At 54.9% G+C, this 15,608-nt stretch carries 12 protein-coding genes and 1 pseudogene; 7 read left to right on the plus strand and 6 right to left on the minus strand.

Features of this window, described 5'->3' with window-relative positions; genetic code table 11:
* Window positions 1-180: 180 nt before the first annotated feature.
* From PMI38_RS04145 to PMI38_RS04160, 4 genes are all read right to left on the minus strand, one after another.
* The gene (locus tag PMI38_RS04145; RefSeq protein ID WP_008091073.1) at window positions 181-1,488 is read right to left on the minus strand and encodes a dicarboxylate/amino acid:cation symporter; all 1,308 of its coding nucleotides are present in this window, start codon (window positions 1,486-1,488) and stop codon (window positions 181-183) included.
* A 500-nt stretch (window positions 1,489-1,988) separates the two neighbouring features.
* Window positions 1,989-3,350 (minus strand): 2-oxoadipate dioxygenase/decarboxylase HglS, encoded by a 1,362-nt coding sequence (gene hglS, locus PMI38_RS04150; RefSeq protein WP_008091075.1) that lies wholly within the window; start codon window positions 3,348-3,350, stop codon window positions 1,989-1,991.
* Between the two features lie 108 nt (window positions 3,351-3,458).
* Window positions 3,459-3,941, minus strand: coding sequence for a RidA family protein (locus tag PMI38_RS04155; RefSeq protein WP_008091077.1), 483 nt, complete (start codon window positions 3,939-3,941; stop codon window positions 3,459-3,461).
* A 50-nt stretch (window positions 3,942-3,991) separates the two neighbouring features.
* Complete coding sequence (locus tag PMI38_RS04160) at window positions 3,992-5,230, minus strand: diaminopropionate ammonia-lyase (protein WP_008091079.1); 1,239 nt, start codon at window positions 5,228-5,230, stop codon at window positions 3,992-3,994.
* Between the two features lie 425 nt (window positions 5,231-5,655).
* On the opposite strand from PMI38_RS04160, the gene PMI38_RS04165 reads away from it, so the two are divergent.
* Window positions 5,656-6,927, plus strand: a complete 1,272-nt coding sequence (locus tag PMI38_RS04165; RefSeq protein WP_008091080.1) for an aminotransferase class I/II-fold pyridoxal phosphate-dependent enzyme — start codon at window positions 5,656-5,658, stop codon at window positions 6,925-6,927.
* A gap of 93 nt (window positions 6,928-7,020) precedes the next feature.
* Window positions 7,021-7,944, plus strand: a complete 924-nt coding sequence (locus tag PMI38_RS04170) for a LysR family transcriptional regulator (RefSeq protein WP_008091082.1) — start codon at window positions 7,021-7,023, stop codon at window positions 7,942-7,944.
* Here PMI38_RS04170 and PMI38_RS04175 read toward each other — a convergent pair.
* Window positions 7,941-8,648 carry an alpha/beta fold hydrolase gene (locus PMI38_RS04175; RefSeq protein ID WP_008091083.1) on the minus strand — a complete coding sequence of 236 codons (708 nt, stop codon included), beginning with the start codon at window positions 8,646-8,648 and terminating at the stop codon, window positions 7,941-7,943. The two genes, PMI38_RS04170 and PMI38_RS04175, sit on opposite strands and share 4 nt — an antisense overlap.
* A gap of 139 nt (window positions 8,649-8,787) precedes the next feature.
* Between PMI38_RS04175 and PMI38_RS04180 the strand changes: the two genes are divergently transcribed.
* Together PMI38_RS04180 and PMI38_RS04185 are read left to right on the plus strand one after the other, a co-directional pair.
* Window positions 8,788-10,203, plus strand: coding sequence for an MFS transporter (locus PMI38_RS04180; protein WP_008091085.1), 1,416 nt, complete (start codon window positions 8,788-8,790; stop codon window positions 10,201-10,203).
* A gap of 167 nt (window positions 10,204-10,370) precedes the next feature.
* Window positions 10,371-11,762: an aminotransferase gene (locus PMI38_RS04185; protein ID WP_008091087.1), complete on the plus strand. Its 1,392-nt coding sequence runs from the start codon at window positions 10,371-10,373 to the stop codon at window positions 11,760-11,762.
* A 74-nt stretch (window positions 11,763-11,836) separates the two neighbouring features.
* Here the strand turns inward: PMI38_RS04185 and PMI38_RS04190 are convergent, their stop codons facing one another.
* Complete coding sequence (locus tag PMI38_RS04190) at window positions 11,837-12,520, minus strand: class I SAM-dependent methyltransferase (protein WP_008091089.1); 684 nt, start codon at window positions 12,518-12,520, stop codon at window positions 11,837-11,839.
* A gap of 391 nt (window positions 12,521-12,911) precedes the next feature.
* On the opposite strand from PMI38_RS04190, the pseudogene PMI38_RS04195 reads away from it, so the two are divergent.
* From PMI38_RS04195 to PMI38_RS04210, 3 genes and pseudogenes are all read left to right on the plus strand, one after another.
* Window positions 12,912-13,668 (plus strand): annotated as a pseudogene (locus PMI38_RS04195) (hydroxypyruvate isomerase family protein).
* Window positions 13,669-14,450: 782 nt separating this feature from the next.
* Window positions 14,451-14,696 (plus strand): hypothetical protein, encoded by a 246-nt coding sequence (locus PMI38_RS04205; protein WP_043273024.1) that lies wholly within the window; start codon window positions 14,451-14,453, stop codon window positions 14,694-14,696.
* A gap of 474 nt (window positions 14,697-15,170) precedes the next feature.
* On the plus strand, window positions 15,171-15,536 hold the full coding sequence (locus PMI38_RS04210) for a histone-like nucleoid-structuring protein, MvaT/MvaU family (RefSeq protein WP_008091094.1): 366 nt from the start codon (window positions 15,171-15,173) through the stop codon (window positions 15,534-15,536).
* Window positions 15,537-15,608 lie beyond the last annotated feature (72 nt).

Here is a 15,608-nt window from a genome sequence, read left to right on the forward strand (position 1 = left end):
ACATGCACAGCGCTTTTGCCCTCCGCGTAGTTGTACCCTGCCATTGCAGAGGCCGTTCATACCCGACCCAGCGTGCTGTGGGGCCCGCCAGCTCGCCATATGAGGAATGGCGGGCAGCAACGCATTCAAATGAAAACGCCGCCTAGGATGGCGGCGCTGCGTATGCGCGCTTCTGAGCTGCTAGACAGCTTCCGGCGAACGACCAGTCGCCTTGGTCAATTCCGGCTGTACAAACTCATCCGGCGCGCCGTCACGATCGATTTGACGATCCAGGGCGCCTTCCCATTTCGCTACCACTGCACAAGCGATTGAGTTGCCGACTGAGTTTGTGGCTGAGCGCCCCATGTCCAGGAAGGTATCGATGGCCATTACCAGTAAAATCCCTTCCTCTGGTAGCCCGAAATGAGTCAGCGTGGCAGCAATCACAATCAGCGAGGCGCGCGGTACCCCTGCAATCCCTTTGGAAGTGATCATCAGCATGAGCAACATGCCAATTTGCGTGGTGATCGACATGTCGATCCCATACGCCTGCGCGATAAACAGCACGGTGAATGTGCAGTACACCATGGTGCCATCGAGGTTGAACGAATAGCCGAGCGGCAAGACGAAGCCAGAAATTTTGCGTTTGACGCCAAACTTGTCCAGGCACACCAGCAGCTGGGGAAATGAGGCCTCCGAGCTTGCGGTGAAGAAGGACAACAGGAAAGGGCCCTTAACGCTGCGGATGAGCTTGAAGATGTCACGGCCCAAAACCAAGTAGCCCGCGAAAATCAGGATCAGCCAGAGGGTGACGATCCCGAGATAGAAACAACCGATGAATTTGGCGAAAGTCACAACGATGCCCAATCCCTTGATTGCGATGATGTTCGCAATCGCGGTGAAGACAGCGATAGGAGCCAACCACATGACGAATTCGGTGATCTTGAGCATCATGTGTCCAATCGACTCCACGACCGCCACGAGTGGCTCGCCTTTCGGGCCAATCGCGGACAATGCGATCCCGCAGAAAATCGAGAACACGACGATCTGCAGCACCTCATTCTGAGCCATCGACTCCGCAATGGAGCGCGGAACTAGGTGAGTGATGAAGTCTTTCAGGGAGAAGACGGCGGTGTTGAGGCCACTCTGTGCGTCAACCGCCGGTAAGGGCAGATTCAACCCTGCGCCTGGTTGCAGGAGGTTTGCCATCACAAGACCGAGCAACAGCGAGATGAAAGACGCGCTGATAAACCAAAGCATCGCTTTGGCTCCGACCCTGCCGATGTCTCCGGCGTCACCGATGCGCGCTAGGCCTGGCACAAGTGTGGCAAAAACCAGAGGGCCAATGACCATTTTGATAAGCCGCATGAAGATATCGGTGCCGATAGACAGGTAACCGGTTACTTCGGTCAGCACGGCTTGGTCAGTAATTGAGTGGTGTAACATCGCCCCAAGTACTATACCTAGTACCATGGCGACCATGATGAATCGAACGATGAGCTTGTTCATAGTTTGCCTTCTATCGGTGGCGTTAAGCGCCATCTAGTTGAATGCCAAATCTTGTTGTTTTACGCTGCCCGCAAGGGTAGTAGGCGTGCTTATGCAGCTAGCGCAACACTAGGCGACAATGTGTTTATGTTTGGCATCCCCACATTGCAAGGTAGGGAGGGTGACAGGTCTAACGCATCGGCAATCGATAGATAACTACTTTAGAATTTTTCCGCGCGAGGCAATGACCGACCATTTGAGCAACCTTTATTAATGATGATGGCAGGATCAAGTTCGGAGCTGGAATTTACTGACGCCAACTCAAGTTATTATTTTTGGCAGCACGCCGCTTTCGGCTTTAGCATCCTCTCGCCATTGCCTTACGTACAATCCCTATTACCTATACCGCCATCCATTTGCTCAATAATGCGCATCCGCTGCTGAGAGGTGCCTGTTCCTGGCGAACCAGCGACGGTCGACGTACTTCACGCCGACCTCTATCTCAAAGGCGCTACCGACGCCTAAGCCTGTAGCCCGAGCGCGGTCAAAGAGGAGTGTTGGATTTCCTCATACAGGCTGAATTTGTCGAGCACCTGCCTGCCCAAGGCTTGTTCAAAGACGCCCTTGGCTGCGTTGGAGACGTACTCTTTTTGCTCCGTACCACCCAGGTTCGATTGAAAGATGCCTGCGGCGCTCACCGGCAGGAAGTCCTCATAAATGATTGGATCAGCCAGAATCAAGCCTTGTTGGACTAGCTGGTCTAGGGATCCATGAGCAGTGTCTGAGGTGCCGTAACCCTCCGCAGCGGAGTAACGGAAGTATGCCAAACCCGCCTGGCGAAGCTCCTCCTGTGTGTCGGGGAATTGCGCAAAGACCGCGGCGAGATTCTGCTCGTACTCTTCGGGCTCGGCACCGATGGCTTGACGCGCTTCGCTGAGCAGTCGGTCGTACAAAGCCATGCCAGCAGGCGTCAAGGCGATGCCGCGCTGCTCGATTTCGCCAAAGCGGGCGGTATGGGCACCAATACTGGATGAGCCTTGAAATCGAACTGACTCCTCGAGAGCCTTGAAGCTGGTCTGGCGCAGCAGGATTGGAGCCGAACGACGTGGTGGGCCCTCGATCAGCAGTTTCGCTTGCACACCACGCTTGGGCATTTCGGCCTGCGCAAAATCGATGTCGAGCGTCCTGGGAGTGAGGTGGTTGATGTGAGGGCCGCGGAAACAGACCACATCTGCGACCAGGCGGTGTGCATCATGGAGGCGCTCATACGTCTGTACGTCCACGGTGGCCTCGCTGTGCCAGCGGAAGGTTTCCAGCAATGCGGCGACGAACGCCTTGCCTTGGGCCAGACTCAACCCACCTTCACGCTCGGCCAACTCAAGCAGCTCCAAGGCTTGGGCAGTGAAGATATTGCGTGCGTCCAGAATTTCTTGCGCTTGCTGGCGCAGGGCGGGATTGTCGACTAGCTCCAGGCGCAGTAGCGAGGTGAAGATCCGGAAAGGGTTCACGCCCAAGGCCTGCTTGGTCACTGGACGGAACGCGGTCGCGTGTACAGGAACACCCGCGACGCTCAGGTCGTAATAATCAACCGGTTGCATGCCAAGTACCGCAAACATTCGGCACATGGTTGCCAGCTCGCTCGCCGTACCAAGGCGGATAGCACCATGATATTCCTGGGCGAGACGATTCAGGTCATTGGTGCGAGTCATCGCTTCACGAAGCGATTCATTGGAGGCCAGGGTTTTGCTATTAGAGTCGGCAACAATCTCCAAGAGAGTGGAGTATTGCTGAACTTCCTCCCGGTACATGTCGGACATGGCTTCGGAAAAGAGGGTGCGGAGTGTGTCCGCGTCTACGATGACGGAGTTTTGTAGGGTTTGCACGGGTATCACCGGATAGTCTGAGTCTCTGAAAAAGACCAAGCTATGGGAGCGGCTTCCTCGTAGCGCTGCATGCGCCAATCGGGGAGCCGCCACGTATTGTTTTATGTGTCAGGGTAGAAGTGCGACCTGGATGTCGACCTCCACGGCAGCGTTGCGAGGTAGACCAGGAACGCCGACTGCAGTGCGAGCATGGCCAGCGGCATTACCGAAGATTTCGTGAAAGATCTTAGACGCGCCATCGGCGACTTGGGTGTGCTCCGCAAAACCCTCACCAGCTTGGACATAGACGTTCATCCGTAACACCTTACGCACGGCGTCCAGCGAACCCATCGTATGCTTGAGCACCGAAACAGCGCGAAGGGCGCAAATTGCTGAAGCCCGCTTCGCTTGCTCGAGGGTGAGGTCGTCCCCCACTTTGCCGGTGAACAGCACAATGTCACCGATCTTGGGGATCTGCCCGCTGAGGTAAGCGACGTGATCTTCGATCACCGCCGGTGCGTACAAGCCGCCGGAGGCTGGTGGCTCGCTGAGATCCAGCTCAAACTCGGCTGCCAGTTGGACAAATTTTTTCTCGCGATCACTTTCTTGCATAGCTGTTCCTTGTCACTGTACTTGCAAAAGTTTTGGCTATCGCGCGGCTGTTACAAGGAAGTTTGCTTCTGCCGCTCGAAAACTTCGGAGGCATCAATGCCTACCAGTTGCTGGTAGATTTCGGGGTCAGTGGCACCCTCACAGCCGAACAGTAGTACCTGGCTGTTCGCGTCAAGGCCAAGCTTGTCTTTGAGCTCTGGGTCTTGGGTGGCTTTCAGTACCACTGCATAGCCACCGGCAGCAGACTCACCGCAGACAATTGGCGTATCACCAGACCCATTGGCCAGGGCCTTCATCGCATCCACAGCCCAACTGTCCGGGATGGCCACGTAGTCAGTGCAGAGCCACTCCAGCAGCTTCCAGGCGGCAGGCGAGACTTCACGACATGCCAGGCCAGCCATGATGGTACGCAAGGTTCCGGAGGAGGGGGTTGCTACCCCTTTGGCAGCGCTCTGGTATAGGCAGTCAGCTTCTCGCGGCTCGACCATGATCATGCGGGGTAGGTTTTGCTCACCCAGGCGCAGCGCGATGCCCATGAATACGGCAGCTGCGATGCTACCCACACCGCCTTGCATAAACACGTGAGTGATCTTGGAAAGGTCAGGCACCGCATCCATAGCTTCTTCAACCATCACCATGTATGCATTCATCACATGGCGTGGCAGCGGTTCACGGAAGTCGTCCCACGAGGTACTGCTTACGAAATGCCAGCCGTTCATGCGTCCGTCTTCTTTGGCGCGCTTGACTGAGGCTTCGTACTCGCCGTCGATGCGGATCACGATTGCCCCATAGGCTTCCATGGCTTCCTTTCGGCCAGGGCTTACATGACCGTGAATGTAGACTACACAGCGGCAATGGAAGGTGGCGGCGGCATGGGCGAGGCCGCGTCCCTGGTTCCCGTCAGTTGCTACGCAAACGGTGACTCGCTCAGTGATGGCTTTGAATTCACCAGACCGCAGCTGCGCAGCGCTGGGACGATTACCCGTTGCACGCTCTACTGCATCCGCGAGGAGCATGAACACTGTGTAAGGTGCGCCCAGTGCTTTGAAGCTGCCAAGCTTACGACCAAAGCGCTGGCTTTCGTCTTTGTAGAAAATGCTCCCTACACCCAATTGTGCGGCTTGATGGGGCAGCGACCAGAGCGGCAAAACTTCGTAGCCTGGCCACTGCTTCACCTCAGCCACGGCAGGCTGCCAGTGCTTCAGGTTGTCGACCGCGGTTTGGGCGTCCTGGCGCTTTTCCGGCAGCGTGTTAACGGAGGAACGGTGGTGAACATATTCAGGCTGCATAGACTTAACCTTCTAATTTTTTAGATTTATGAGGAGCGATGTCTGTCAATGAAACGGTCGAACTTGCGATGCGTTGATTCAGTCCACTCGCGGCGTTTCGCAACTAACGGTACTTCGTTGCGAACAGGTGGCGCTGGCGGGTGGCATTACGTTTTCAAAGTTTCCGGATTAGCTCAAATCGCTTTTTGATATGGTTTAATCGCTTGAATGGATAGTGATGCGTGAAGCATTCAAGTCAGCGCTCTGTCATGGCAACTCCTCACCGGCTCGCGGGAGCTATCCAGCAAACAAATAGCGGTATACAAAAAATCCATTGGATGGATGGTTGGTTCGTAACTGTATAGTGGTCTTTTCAGTGGTTTCCCCGCTCGCTTGCTCGCGCAGGCAGGCGCAGCATGGATCCTAGGCAACGTGTGGAGTCTGCAGTGAACAACGCTCGTGGTGACAAAGGCCTATCCAAATTCGAGGTGGATACCGAGTATCAGCGATTGAAGTCCCTCGGACTCACTATCAACATGGCTCGCGGCATACCATCGCCTGCACAGATCCAGCTCTCACAGGCGTTGCTGTCGCTTTCGCTGGGCAATGACTACATGACGGCCGACGGCGTAGACAGCCGCAATTACGGTGGTCAGATCGGGGTGCTCGAAGCACGACGACTTTTCGCGCCGATGGTGGGCATTCCTGAAAGTCAGATCGTCGTCGGTGGTAACTCAAGCTTGGCCATGATGTATGAGTGCCTCGCTCAAGCCTGGCGCCGTGGCACACCTGATAGCCAGGTACCTTGGTCGCAAGAGCCAGACGGCATTGCTTTCATCTGTATCGTTCCTGGTTACGATCGACATTTCGCCATGTGCGAGGACTTCGGTATCCGCATGATTTCCGTGCCGATGCTTCAAGATGGCCCGGATATGGAGCGGGTGCGCTCGCTGGTGGCCAATGACCCCTCGATCAAAGGGATCTGGTGCGTACCGAAATACAGCAACCCTACCGGCACGACTTACTCCCCAGAGGTGGTCGAAGCACTGGCCTCAATGCCAACTGCCGCTGCTGATTTCCGTATTTTTTGGGACAACGCTTACGCAGTGCACCCCTTGGCAGAAGTGGATCAGCCTCTGGCCGATCTCTACAGCCGCTGCGAAGTTCATGGCCATGCAAGTCGAGCCCTGATTTTTGCCTCGACGTCGAAGATGACACTGCCCGGCGCCGGCATGGCGATGTTTGGCGCCTCGCCGGCCAATATAGACTGGTGGGTCAAAGCCGCGATGCTGCGCAGTGTTGGGCCTGACAAGGTCAATCAGGTACGTCAGGTACGCTTCCTGAAATCGATCGAGAATATCGAGTATTTGATGGAGCAACACCGGGTGTTGCTCAAGCCGAAATTTGATCGAGTAGACCAGGTCTTTCAGGAGCGCTTGGGAGGCTTGGGCATCGCAAGTTGGACTCGACCTGCCGGCGGATACTTTGTGAGCCTACAAGTGCAGGCGGGTACCGCCAAACGTGTAGTCGAGCTGGCCTCTGGTGTGGGGCTAACTTTTTCGAGCCCAGGATCATGCTTCCCCTATGGAATTGACCCGGATGATTCACAGTTGCGCCTGGCTCCCTCATATCCTGAGCTGGACGAGCTGACACTCGCGCTGGAAATCATTGCCACGTGCGTTATCAAGGCGTCTTTGGATAGACAAGTTGCACATTAATCACATTGTGTGCGCGGCTGAGGGGCATAGTGTTTCGTCTATCCTGACATCAGTCTGGGCGAGATTTTTTTCCTTTACTCAGTGGAGAGCACGATGAATTTGCGGTCGGTCGACCTCAACCTGCTCGTGATCTTTGACACCTTGATGAAAGAGCGGCACGTTACGCGCGCTGCTATGAGGGTGCCCATGAGCCAACCCGCGATGAGCAGTGCACTCTCGCGGTTGCGGTTGCTATTCAAGGACGATCTCTTCATTCGGGTAGCGGGCAATATGGAGCCCACTGCTCGAGCCCTGGAGTTGAGCGAGGGCGTTACGCGCATCCTGCGTGAGGCAGAGCGCCTCATGAGCTCGGATGTAATGTTTGACCCGGCTTCAAGCGACGCACACTTCAGTGGGCGCATGTCTGACCTCATAACCTACCTAGTGCTACCGCAGCTATCTGCGCGTCTTGCGAACGATGCTGCCGGCATGCGTATGGATATTATCCATATTCCGATTGACCAGACGATCGCTCGCTTGGAGAGCGATCAGTTGGATTTCGCGATCAGCACGCAACTCAAGCACTCGTTGAACATCATCTGTGAACCGTTGTTTGAGGATCGGCTGGTCTGCGTCATGCGCCATGATCATCGACTGGCCTCGACTTCCCTGAATCTGGATGACTTTCTCGGGGCAGAGCACCTTCACGTGGCCGTGAGTCAGCATGACGTCCGCTTTGTGGACAATGTGTTGGCTGATCTCGGGGAATCCCGCCGTATCAGCATGACGATCCCCCATTGGCTCGCTGTGCCAGCCATTTTGCTTCGCACTGACCTCATCTCTGTGGTGTCAGAGCGGCTCGCTCGTACGTTCGATAGCACCAGTTTGGTGACTCGCGAGGTACCCTTGGGGCTTTCCCCGTTTACATGGGATCTGTACTGGCACAAGCGAAACAAGAACACGGCCGCCCACGCCTGGCTCCGAGAGGTGATCAAGGAAATGACGAGTGACCGAGCAGAGCGATGCGCCCCCCCCTAGCGAGATGAGGTCGATGCTTTGCACTTCAGCAACCAGGCATTGATTACGCCTGCGAGTGCGGACGGCTGCTCCATGGGAATCATGTGACCGCTATCGGTGACAACCTCGAACTGCGCCCCCACGATCGCCTTTGCCATCGCAGTGGATTCCTCTACTGAGCGCAGCTCGTCTTGCTCGGCTGCAATCACAAGTGCAGGGATGCGGATGCCACTCAAGAGATGGAGGTCGCTCTGTCGGGTTGCCTGTGACTGCGCCAGAAACACCGCTCTTCCCAAAGCCTTGCTCATGTCCTGGATGCGATTGACCACGATCTTATTTTGCTTGAAGGCTGGCCCTAGTGCCTTGGTGATGGTGGATCGGCTTAGACCCATGAATCCGTGATGCTCGACATAGGCAATCGCTGCTTCCTTTTGGGCCCTTTGTTCGGTGCTGTCGGCCTCGGTCGAACTGGCGATCACAATCAAGCCCTGCACGCGCTCGGGTGCAAGCCTGACCACCTCTCGGGCCACATACCCCCCCATGGAGAACCCGCATAGCACAAAGCTTTCCGGCGCGGAGGCTAAAACGTTCTGGGCCATCTGCGAGATGGAGTTGCCCTGTAAAGGTAAACACTGTGGGGCAAACTCTGTAGCAATGAGGGGGAAAAGATCTGTCCAAAGGTCATCGTTCAGCATGAAGCCGGGGACACAAACTAAATCCATCATGATTTGCCTTATTTGCTCCGTGAATAGCACTATACGAAATATCAGTTATACGACTGAAGTCATTTTTTCGGATAATAAATCAAACAACAATTTATAACGGGTACCTGTCTATGGCAAATGATTATTGCAAGGTTCGAAGATGTCCAGTAGCGAAATCCGTGTTGGCGCCCCGCAGCCAGAAAATAAAGCGGAACGAATAAATACAGTGGCAATGCTGGCGCTCTGCTTGGCCGCCACTGTTGTAACCCTAGACCTCTCTCTCATCAATACCGCATTACCCACTATCTCTGAAGCAATTGGGGTATCCGCAAGCACGGCCATATGGCTGGTAACCGCGTACCAAATCTCAGTAATCGCATTGCTCTTACCTTTTGCTGCCTTAGGCGAAATCGTTGGACATAAGCGCATGTTTGTTGGCGGGCTGATGTTGTTCACTGCCTCGTCGCTGGTTGCCGGTCTGTGTAGTGACCTCACATGGCTCCTCGCAGCTCGGTGCCTTCAAGGGGTAGGGGGCGCAGCGATCGGCAGCGTGGTAACAGCGCTCATCAAGCGATGCTATCCCGCATCTCAGCTTGGCAAGGGGATGGGGATGTATGCGCTCGTGGTCGGGTTATCGTTTACCGCAGGGCCAACCGTCGCTGCGGGTATCATGGCCATCAGCAATTGGCACTGCTTATTCCTGGTAAACGTTCCAGTCGGGCTCTACTGCCTGTACTTGACACGCCAGCATGTACCCACAAGCGATAGGTCTAAAGGGCGGTTTGATGTGTTCGGAGCAGCACTTTGCGCCGCCATGTTCGTGCTGTTGATTTTGAGTCTGACAGGTTTCGCCAGAGTAGGGATTGGCTGGAGAGCAGTGATGGAGCTGTTGGGTGCACTTCTGTGCTTTGCGCTGTTGATGTCCCACCAGCGCAACCATGCCGCACCGATGCTAGCCGTGGATCTGTTCAAGCGGAGGAATTTCGCGCTTTCCTCGTTGACCTCGATCTGCGCGTTCGTGACTCAAGGCACAGCCTTTGTCGCGTTGCCGTTCATGTTCCACACGTTCCTTAATGCAACTCCATTCATGACGGGGATGCTGATCACGCCTTGGCCGGCGGTGGTTGCTTGCATGGCAATCGTCAGTGGAACGCTGTCTGATCGATTCAACCCAGGAACTTTGTGCACGTCGGGATTGGTCATCCTCGCCGTAGGCATGCTTAGTCTTTGCTTCTTGCCCGCGCATGTGGAGTTCTTCGACATTGCCTGGCGCATGGTGATCTGCGGGATCGGCTTTGGCATGTACCAGGCACCAAATCTGAAGATGATGATCTCCAGTGCGCCAGCCCATCGCACTGGTAGCGCGAGCGCTATCGTGGCATTGTCGCGGCTGCTGGGCCAGTCTTTCGGTGCCGTCTGTGTATCGCTCGCCTATCATCTCTCTCCTGATCGCGGCCCGTATGTGGCAATTGCAATTGGGGTCGCTGCAGCGTTAGTGGGCGCCTTCTGTTCGGCAATACGGCTGACTCAGCGCACGCCTAGCGTACCAGCTGATATCAGCTCTTTGGCGCGCTGAACTCCGCTGGTACGTGGCTCATTCGTGCACTAACGAAGTATCGCTATCAGTAATTCATCCGACTGATAGCGGTATTCTCTAATCAAATTATCTTGCTGAGCTTATAAACACTACTATCGGTGAGCGCCGGTGCGGCACATCAGCTAGTGAATTCGAAGAGGCTCACAATGGGATATTTTGCGGAAATCGCAGATCTAGATCGTAAGTCGGTATTACACCCTTCTACTTACCTGAAAGAGTTTGCGAGCGGGGAAGGGGGCGGCCCTACTATCATTGAAAGCGGTGCTGGGGTATTTATCAAAGACGCCGCTGGGAAGCAATACCTCGATGGTTTCTCAGGTCTGTACTGCGTCAACGTAGGGTACGGTCGAACGGAGATCGCTGATGCAATCGCCAAGCAGGCGCAGAAGATCGCCTACTACCATTCCTATGTGGGTCATACGACCGATGAGCTCGCAAAGCTATCGGCCCGCCTGGTGGAGATGGCCCCAGGTGAAATGTCAAAAGTCTTCTACGGCCTCTCAGGGTCGGACGCCAACGAAACCCAAGCCAAGCTAGTCTGGTACTACCACAATCTTCGCGGCTTGCCTCGCAAGAAGAAAATCATCGCTCGCGATCGTGGCTATCACGGCTGTTCTGTGATGTCTGGGTCACTAACAGGCATGGCGTTCTATCATAACCAAATGGATCTGCCGATCAGTGGCGTGCTACGCACGGGTGCTGCGTACCACTACATGGATGCGGTACCGGGCGAGACAGAAGAACAATTCTCGGATCGCCGCGCGGCGGAGCTTGAAGCGCTGATTCTGAAAGCAGATCCAGATACGGTGGGAGCCTTCATTGCCGAACCTGTTATGGGCACTGGGGGCATCGTCCCGGCGCCGAGTGGGTACTGGACAAAAATCCAGGCGGTGCTGAAAAAATACGACGTGCTGTTGATCGCAGATGAGGTGATCACAGGTTTTGGTCGTACAGGACGAATGTTCGGATCGGAGTTGTATGGCATTGAGCCTGACCTCATCACCGTAGCTAAGGGACTTACCTGTGGTTACGTCCCGCTCTCAGCTAGCATCATCAGCCAGAAGGTGTATCAGGTGCTCGAGGAAGGCTCTGCCCGCTTCGGTAGTTTCCCGCATGGCTATACCTATACGGGACATCCGCTTGGCGCTGCGGCGGCAAATGCCGTGCTGGATATCATCGAGCGCGACGGATTGGTCGCTCAAGCGGAGAGGAGGGGGGCCTACCTTCTAGCACAGTTGAAGGATCGGTTCTCAGAGCTGCCAATCGTGGCTGAAGTCCGCGGTGTCGGCTTGTTGGCAGCCATTGAGTTTTCGCCTGATCCCGCTAACAAGACTGCATTTGATCCCGCTCTGCACATCGGCGCCAGAATCGCGCAGGGTTGCCGGGATCGAGGATTGATCGCACGGGGTATGCCTGAGCGCGACATACTCGGATTCGCGCCAGCATTCATTGTTAGCGAGTTGGAAATTGACCAGATTGTGGACGTAACTGACCAGGCCGTCCGGCAAGTTATGAACCAACTCGCTTCGAAGCCCTAACTATACTGATTACCCCTAATGGGATCATGAAGGGGCCGGAGCTCTGCTGAGATCCGGCCATCACATGTATAGATTCATGCGGCTTCATGTTTCCCCGCGGCACCGTTGGTCTCGTCACCTTGTGGCCGGGTCGAGATCAGCCTAAAGAGCTGTAACGAAAATTGCTTGCCGGATTGAAGCGAAATGGTCTTTTGTGCCATGCATGAAAAGCCTTGGTGTACCGCGCTCTCATTGAATTTCCCCGGAGGAACTAGGCGCATGATCGAGCCCAGCTCCTTGAGGCTTGTGAATGGCGAAGGTGTGACAGCCTCAGCCCCCTGCTTGGGCAGTTGCAGAAGAACAGCCAAGAGCCCGTTGGGGCGACAGAGCATGGCAATATTCCTCAATGCCGCCGTGACATCAACATACTCAAATATGAGTGCTGCATACACAAAATCCACGGCTTCCATTTTTGGCACATCACCTGCGATGTCAGCGCAATGGAGCTCCAAGCCAGGGATTATGTCGGCATAGCGACGTCTCGAGTCCTCAATGTAACTCTCATTAATGTCGATTCCGACCAAACGGGTCAGTCTAGCTTCCGCTGCTTGAACGAAGCCATTGCCACCTGCGCAACCGATGAGTGCAACCGATCTCGGCGAATGAATACTCAAAAGGGTCTTGAGTTCGCCTGCGAGCATTTCAGCCTGCCCAACCTCTGGCAAAGCCATGTGCCCTTCATAGTCCGACAAGGGGATAGTCAGCCAAGGATTATTCATGCATTCCTCACATAGTTATGGTGCTCAAATTGTTGACTTGACAGCGATCAGATAGCAGGTCACTTCGCTTTTTCGATTTGGTGTTTTAGTGACCATTTATTCTCTGACCAGTCGAGGCTTGCTTTGGTATGTGCAACTGATAGCCCGTCTGTAAGTAACGGCCGGAAAGGACAAAACCGGTGGGTAGGAGCGAAATAGACTGTACGCAGGTTGCTACAGGGTACGGCGGATCCTAGGAAAGAATGGCGGTCTCGCTGGTCATGATTCTCGTTTGGAGAATGGTTTGTTCGCCACTCGATAATTCTCAGGATCATGGCGGCCCCTTACCATGGTTCCATGCATCCTTGGTGCAATCAAGCAGGCAGATGTCTTCGAATGATGGAACGGCCCCATGCTCAACTTCAACGCGCACCTAGGTTTTCAGTTCACTGAGCTTCCTTTTCTCCAGCGCTTCGCTGCAGCCTCCCAAGTAGGCTTCAAGGCGGTAGAGTTTCCTTCCCCTTATGCCTACGACGCTTCGGTGCTAGGCGATCTGCTTCAAGAGCACAAATTGAAGCTTGTTCAGTTCGCAGCCCCCGCTGGTGAGACGAAGGGCCTTGCAGCCGTTCCGGGAAAGAAGACGAGTTTCGCCATGGCCTGAAGGTAGCAGTGCAGTATGCCAAAGCGCTCGGTGGCGCCAACGTGCACCTGATGTAAGGCCTCAGTGGGGATGGCCAGGCAAACACTGTCTTCAGAGAAAACTTGGATTACGGGGTCAAGTACCTGCTCGATCACGGTCTTTTTCCGTTGTTGGAGGTTATCTGCACAGAAGCTGCGCCACGTTACTTCTTCTCGGATTTCCACAAGGCGCAGGACGCTCTTGAGCGTTCCCAGACCTTCGTCTGATTCTGGATCTCTACCATGCTCAGATCCTGACGCAGGATGTGATAGGCATGCTTCGGGCCTATCATCATCGAACTGAGCATGTACAGATTGCAGACTGGCCTGGACGACATGAACCAGGTACCGGGAGTATGGATTTTTTGAGCCTGTTCAACATGTTGCAACAGCGTGACTATAGCGGCTGGGTGGGCTGTGAGTACCAGTCGCGAAAGTCCGCCTCGGGTCGAAAGCAGCCAGCCGTGACAGTCCTGTTTGGGTCACAATAGCTCCTTAGAGCGCCGCAAGTGGCCAAAAACTGTCAACGCTAGTGCTACGCTTGGCCTCCATTTGTGAACAACGAAGCAAGCGGAGCGCGCCGGCCCGATGGGCCAGAGGCGTGAGGATGGAAGCCCGTTAGGGCCGACCCCTGGCGACGCCAGGGATCGGTTCACGACAGCCGTCCCCGATTAGGGGGCACGCCCAGGGGCATGATTGCATCAAGCAGTTTCAGGCAGGCCTGAAGCTACCGTCTGGGTCGCATCTACGATGCCAATCGGATGCCACTAGGTTGGGGGACTTCTTCCAAGCGTGGTAAGCCACCATCAAGCTCCAGGCTCTCAATTTCCAAGCGAAGATCATCGATAAGCTCCGCTGAGGATTTCCCAGATTCCAAGCTCAAGGTCAGTGTCAGCAGTGTCAGTGAGCTCACCTCCAGCCGCTGACTTACCTGCTCGAGCTTATCTAGCGTCAGGCTGGACTTACCGCCTTCGAGCTTTGAAAGGAATGTCCGACTCGTGTCACCAAAGTCCCGCTGCGTGATTTTTCGCTGACTCCGTAGCGCCCGAAGGACGATGGCGAAAGACGATTTCAGTGACATATGCGATCTCTCCGCTTGAGCGTGTCTCCGGTGAAGCCCACGTGGGATTTCCGCGCAGCCTCGAAGCCTGTGGGCTGGCTTGGCCTTGCGTTCAGGAGGAGCTACCGTTCCGTCGAAACACTGTTGATGCATCCAGTATATCTCGCTAAGCTCGTGAGGAGAACATTTGTACTACTCGCGGTGATGAGCGTTATGAACAAGCCAGACCAGACCCTTGATGATCGCTTTGCTTTTTTCTCGCGCGAGGAGCTGCTCGAGCAGCAGTGCCTGCTGCTGGAGAGCGAGCTGGCCGTGATGGGCGAGGAATTGACGGCCTCCCGCGAAAAGATTGCCACGCTGGTGTTGATGTGGACGGGCGTCATAGCTGAGCTGCAGAAGGCGGAGACAGAGCTGACTCAGGCGAGGTATCAGCTTCAGGTGGGCAGCGCGGCTCACTGAAGACTCCTCATCCTCAAGTACCCAACTTTGAGAAGACCTGGCACCCACCTTGAATGAGCTGCCAGGTCTCATTATCTGACTCGCACCCCAGGTCTATTGCATGCCGGAGCTGTAGTATTCTGACGAGATCTAGCGCACTACTTAGAAACGGGGAGGGCGTTCGTGTTTCCTTGCACTCGTAGAAAGCGTTCCATCTCTTCATGGAAGAGGCATTCCTACCAGTCCATGTATCCGCAGTGCAGCTGAGATCGAACCTGAATCATACGTAGGGTACTGCTGGGTTGGTTTTCTCAGTATTCCGATAAAGTTTCCAGCCGCAGTGTCTGCAGCGAAGGCTCCAGCCCACTGACTGTTCCTACCGCCCTCTTAAAATTTGAACAAATGGCTAAGAACCGCCCTCAAAATTGTTAGTCGGCATCAACCAATTGCTTTAAAGTGACACAATCTCTTCCATCGAATAATGAGGAAACATCAATGTCGCGTCTGGCAGAATTCCGTCAGCTTGAACAAAAATTGGCCGCTCAGTTGGCTGAGCTGGAAGCAATGAAGGGGTCTTCTGAGCTCAAGAGAGAAATCGAGTTTGAGACCAAACTGCGCGACTTGCTGGCCAAGTACGGCTTCAGCCTGCGTGACATCATCAACCTCTTGGATCCACAATCCGGTCGCCGCGCAGCCCCCACTGCCGTCGAGAAAGCGCCGCGTCGTGCTCGCCAGGTTAAGCAGTATAAAAATCCACACTCAGGTGAGGTCATCGAGACCAAGGGTGGCAACCATAAGGGATTGAAAGAGTGGAAGGCTGAGTATGGTTCCGATGAAGTAGAAAGCTGGGTCTCTAAGTAAGACGCCATCGCTCAAAAACCTCCCTTCGCGGAGGTTTTTTTATGTGCTGAGGTTAGGGCTGGGTCGGCCGTT

It is taken from the genome of Pseudomonas sp. GM84, from assembly GCF_000282535.1.
In the GTDB taxonomy this organism is placed as follows: domain Bacteria; phylum Pseudomonadota; class Gammaproteobacteria; order Pseudomonadales; family Pseudomonadaceae; genus Aquipseudomonas.

Bases quoted from the DNA above. Each gene is read 5' to 3' on its own strand.
- PMI38_RS04155 (WP_008091077.1), bottom strand. From the start codon at position 3,941: ATGCAAGAAAGTGATCGCGAGAAAAAATTTGTCCAACTGGCAGCCGAG.
- PMI38_RS04180 (WP_008091085.1), top strand. From the start codon at position 8,788: ATGTCCAGTAGCGAAATCCGTGTTGGCGCCCCGCAGCCAGAAAATAAA.
- PMI38_RS04175 (WP_008091083.1), bottom strand. From the start codon at position 8,648: ATGATGGATTTAGTTTGTGTCCCCGGCTTCATGCTGAACGATGACCTT.
- PMI38_RS04210 (WP_008091094.1), top strand. From the start codon at position 15,171: ATGTCGCGTCTGGCAGAATTCCGTCAGCTTGAACAAAAATTGGCCGCT.
- PMI38_RS04145 (WP_008091073.1), bottom strand. From the start codon at position 1,488: ATGAACAAGCTCATCGTTCGATTCATCATGGTCGCCATGGTACTAGGT.
- PMI38_RS04185 (WP_008091087.1), top strand. From the start codon at position 10,371: ATGGGATATTTTGCGGAAATCGCAGATCTAGATCGTAAGTCGGTATTA.
- PMI38_RS04170 (WP_008091082.1), top strand. From the start codon at position 7,021: ATGAATTTGCGGTCGGTCGACCTCAACCTGCTCGTGATCTTTGACACC.
- PMI38_RS04160 (WP_008091079.1), bottom strand. From the start codon at position 5,230: ATGCAGCCTGAATATGTTCACCACCGTTCCTCCGTTAACACGCTGCCG.
- PMI38_RS04190 (WP_008091089.1), bottom strand. From the start codon at position 12,520: ATGAATAATCCTTGGCTGACTATCCCCTTGTCGGACTATGAAGGGCAC.
- PMI38_RS04205 (WP_043273024.1), top strand. From the start codon at position 14,451: ATGAACAAGCCAGACCAGACCCTTGATGATCGCTTTGCTTTTTTCTCG.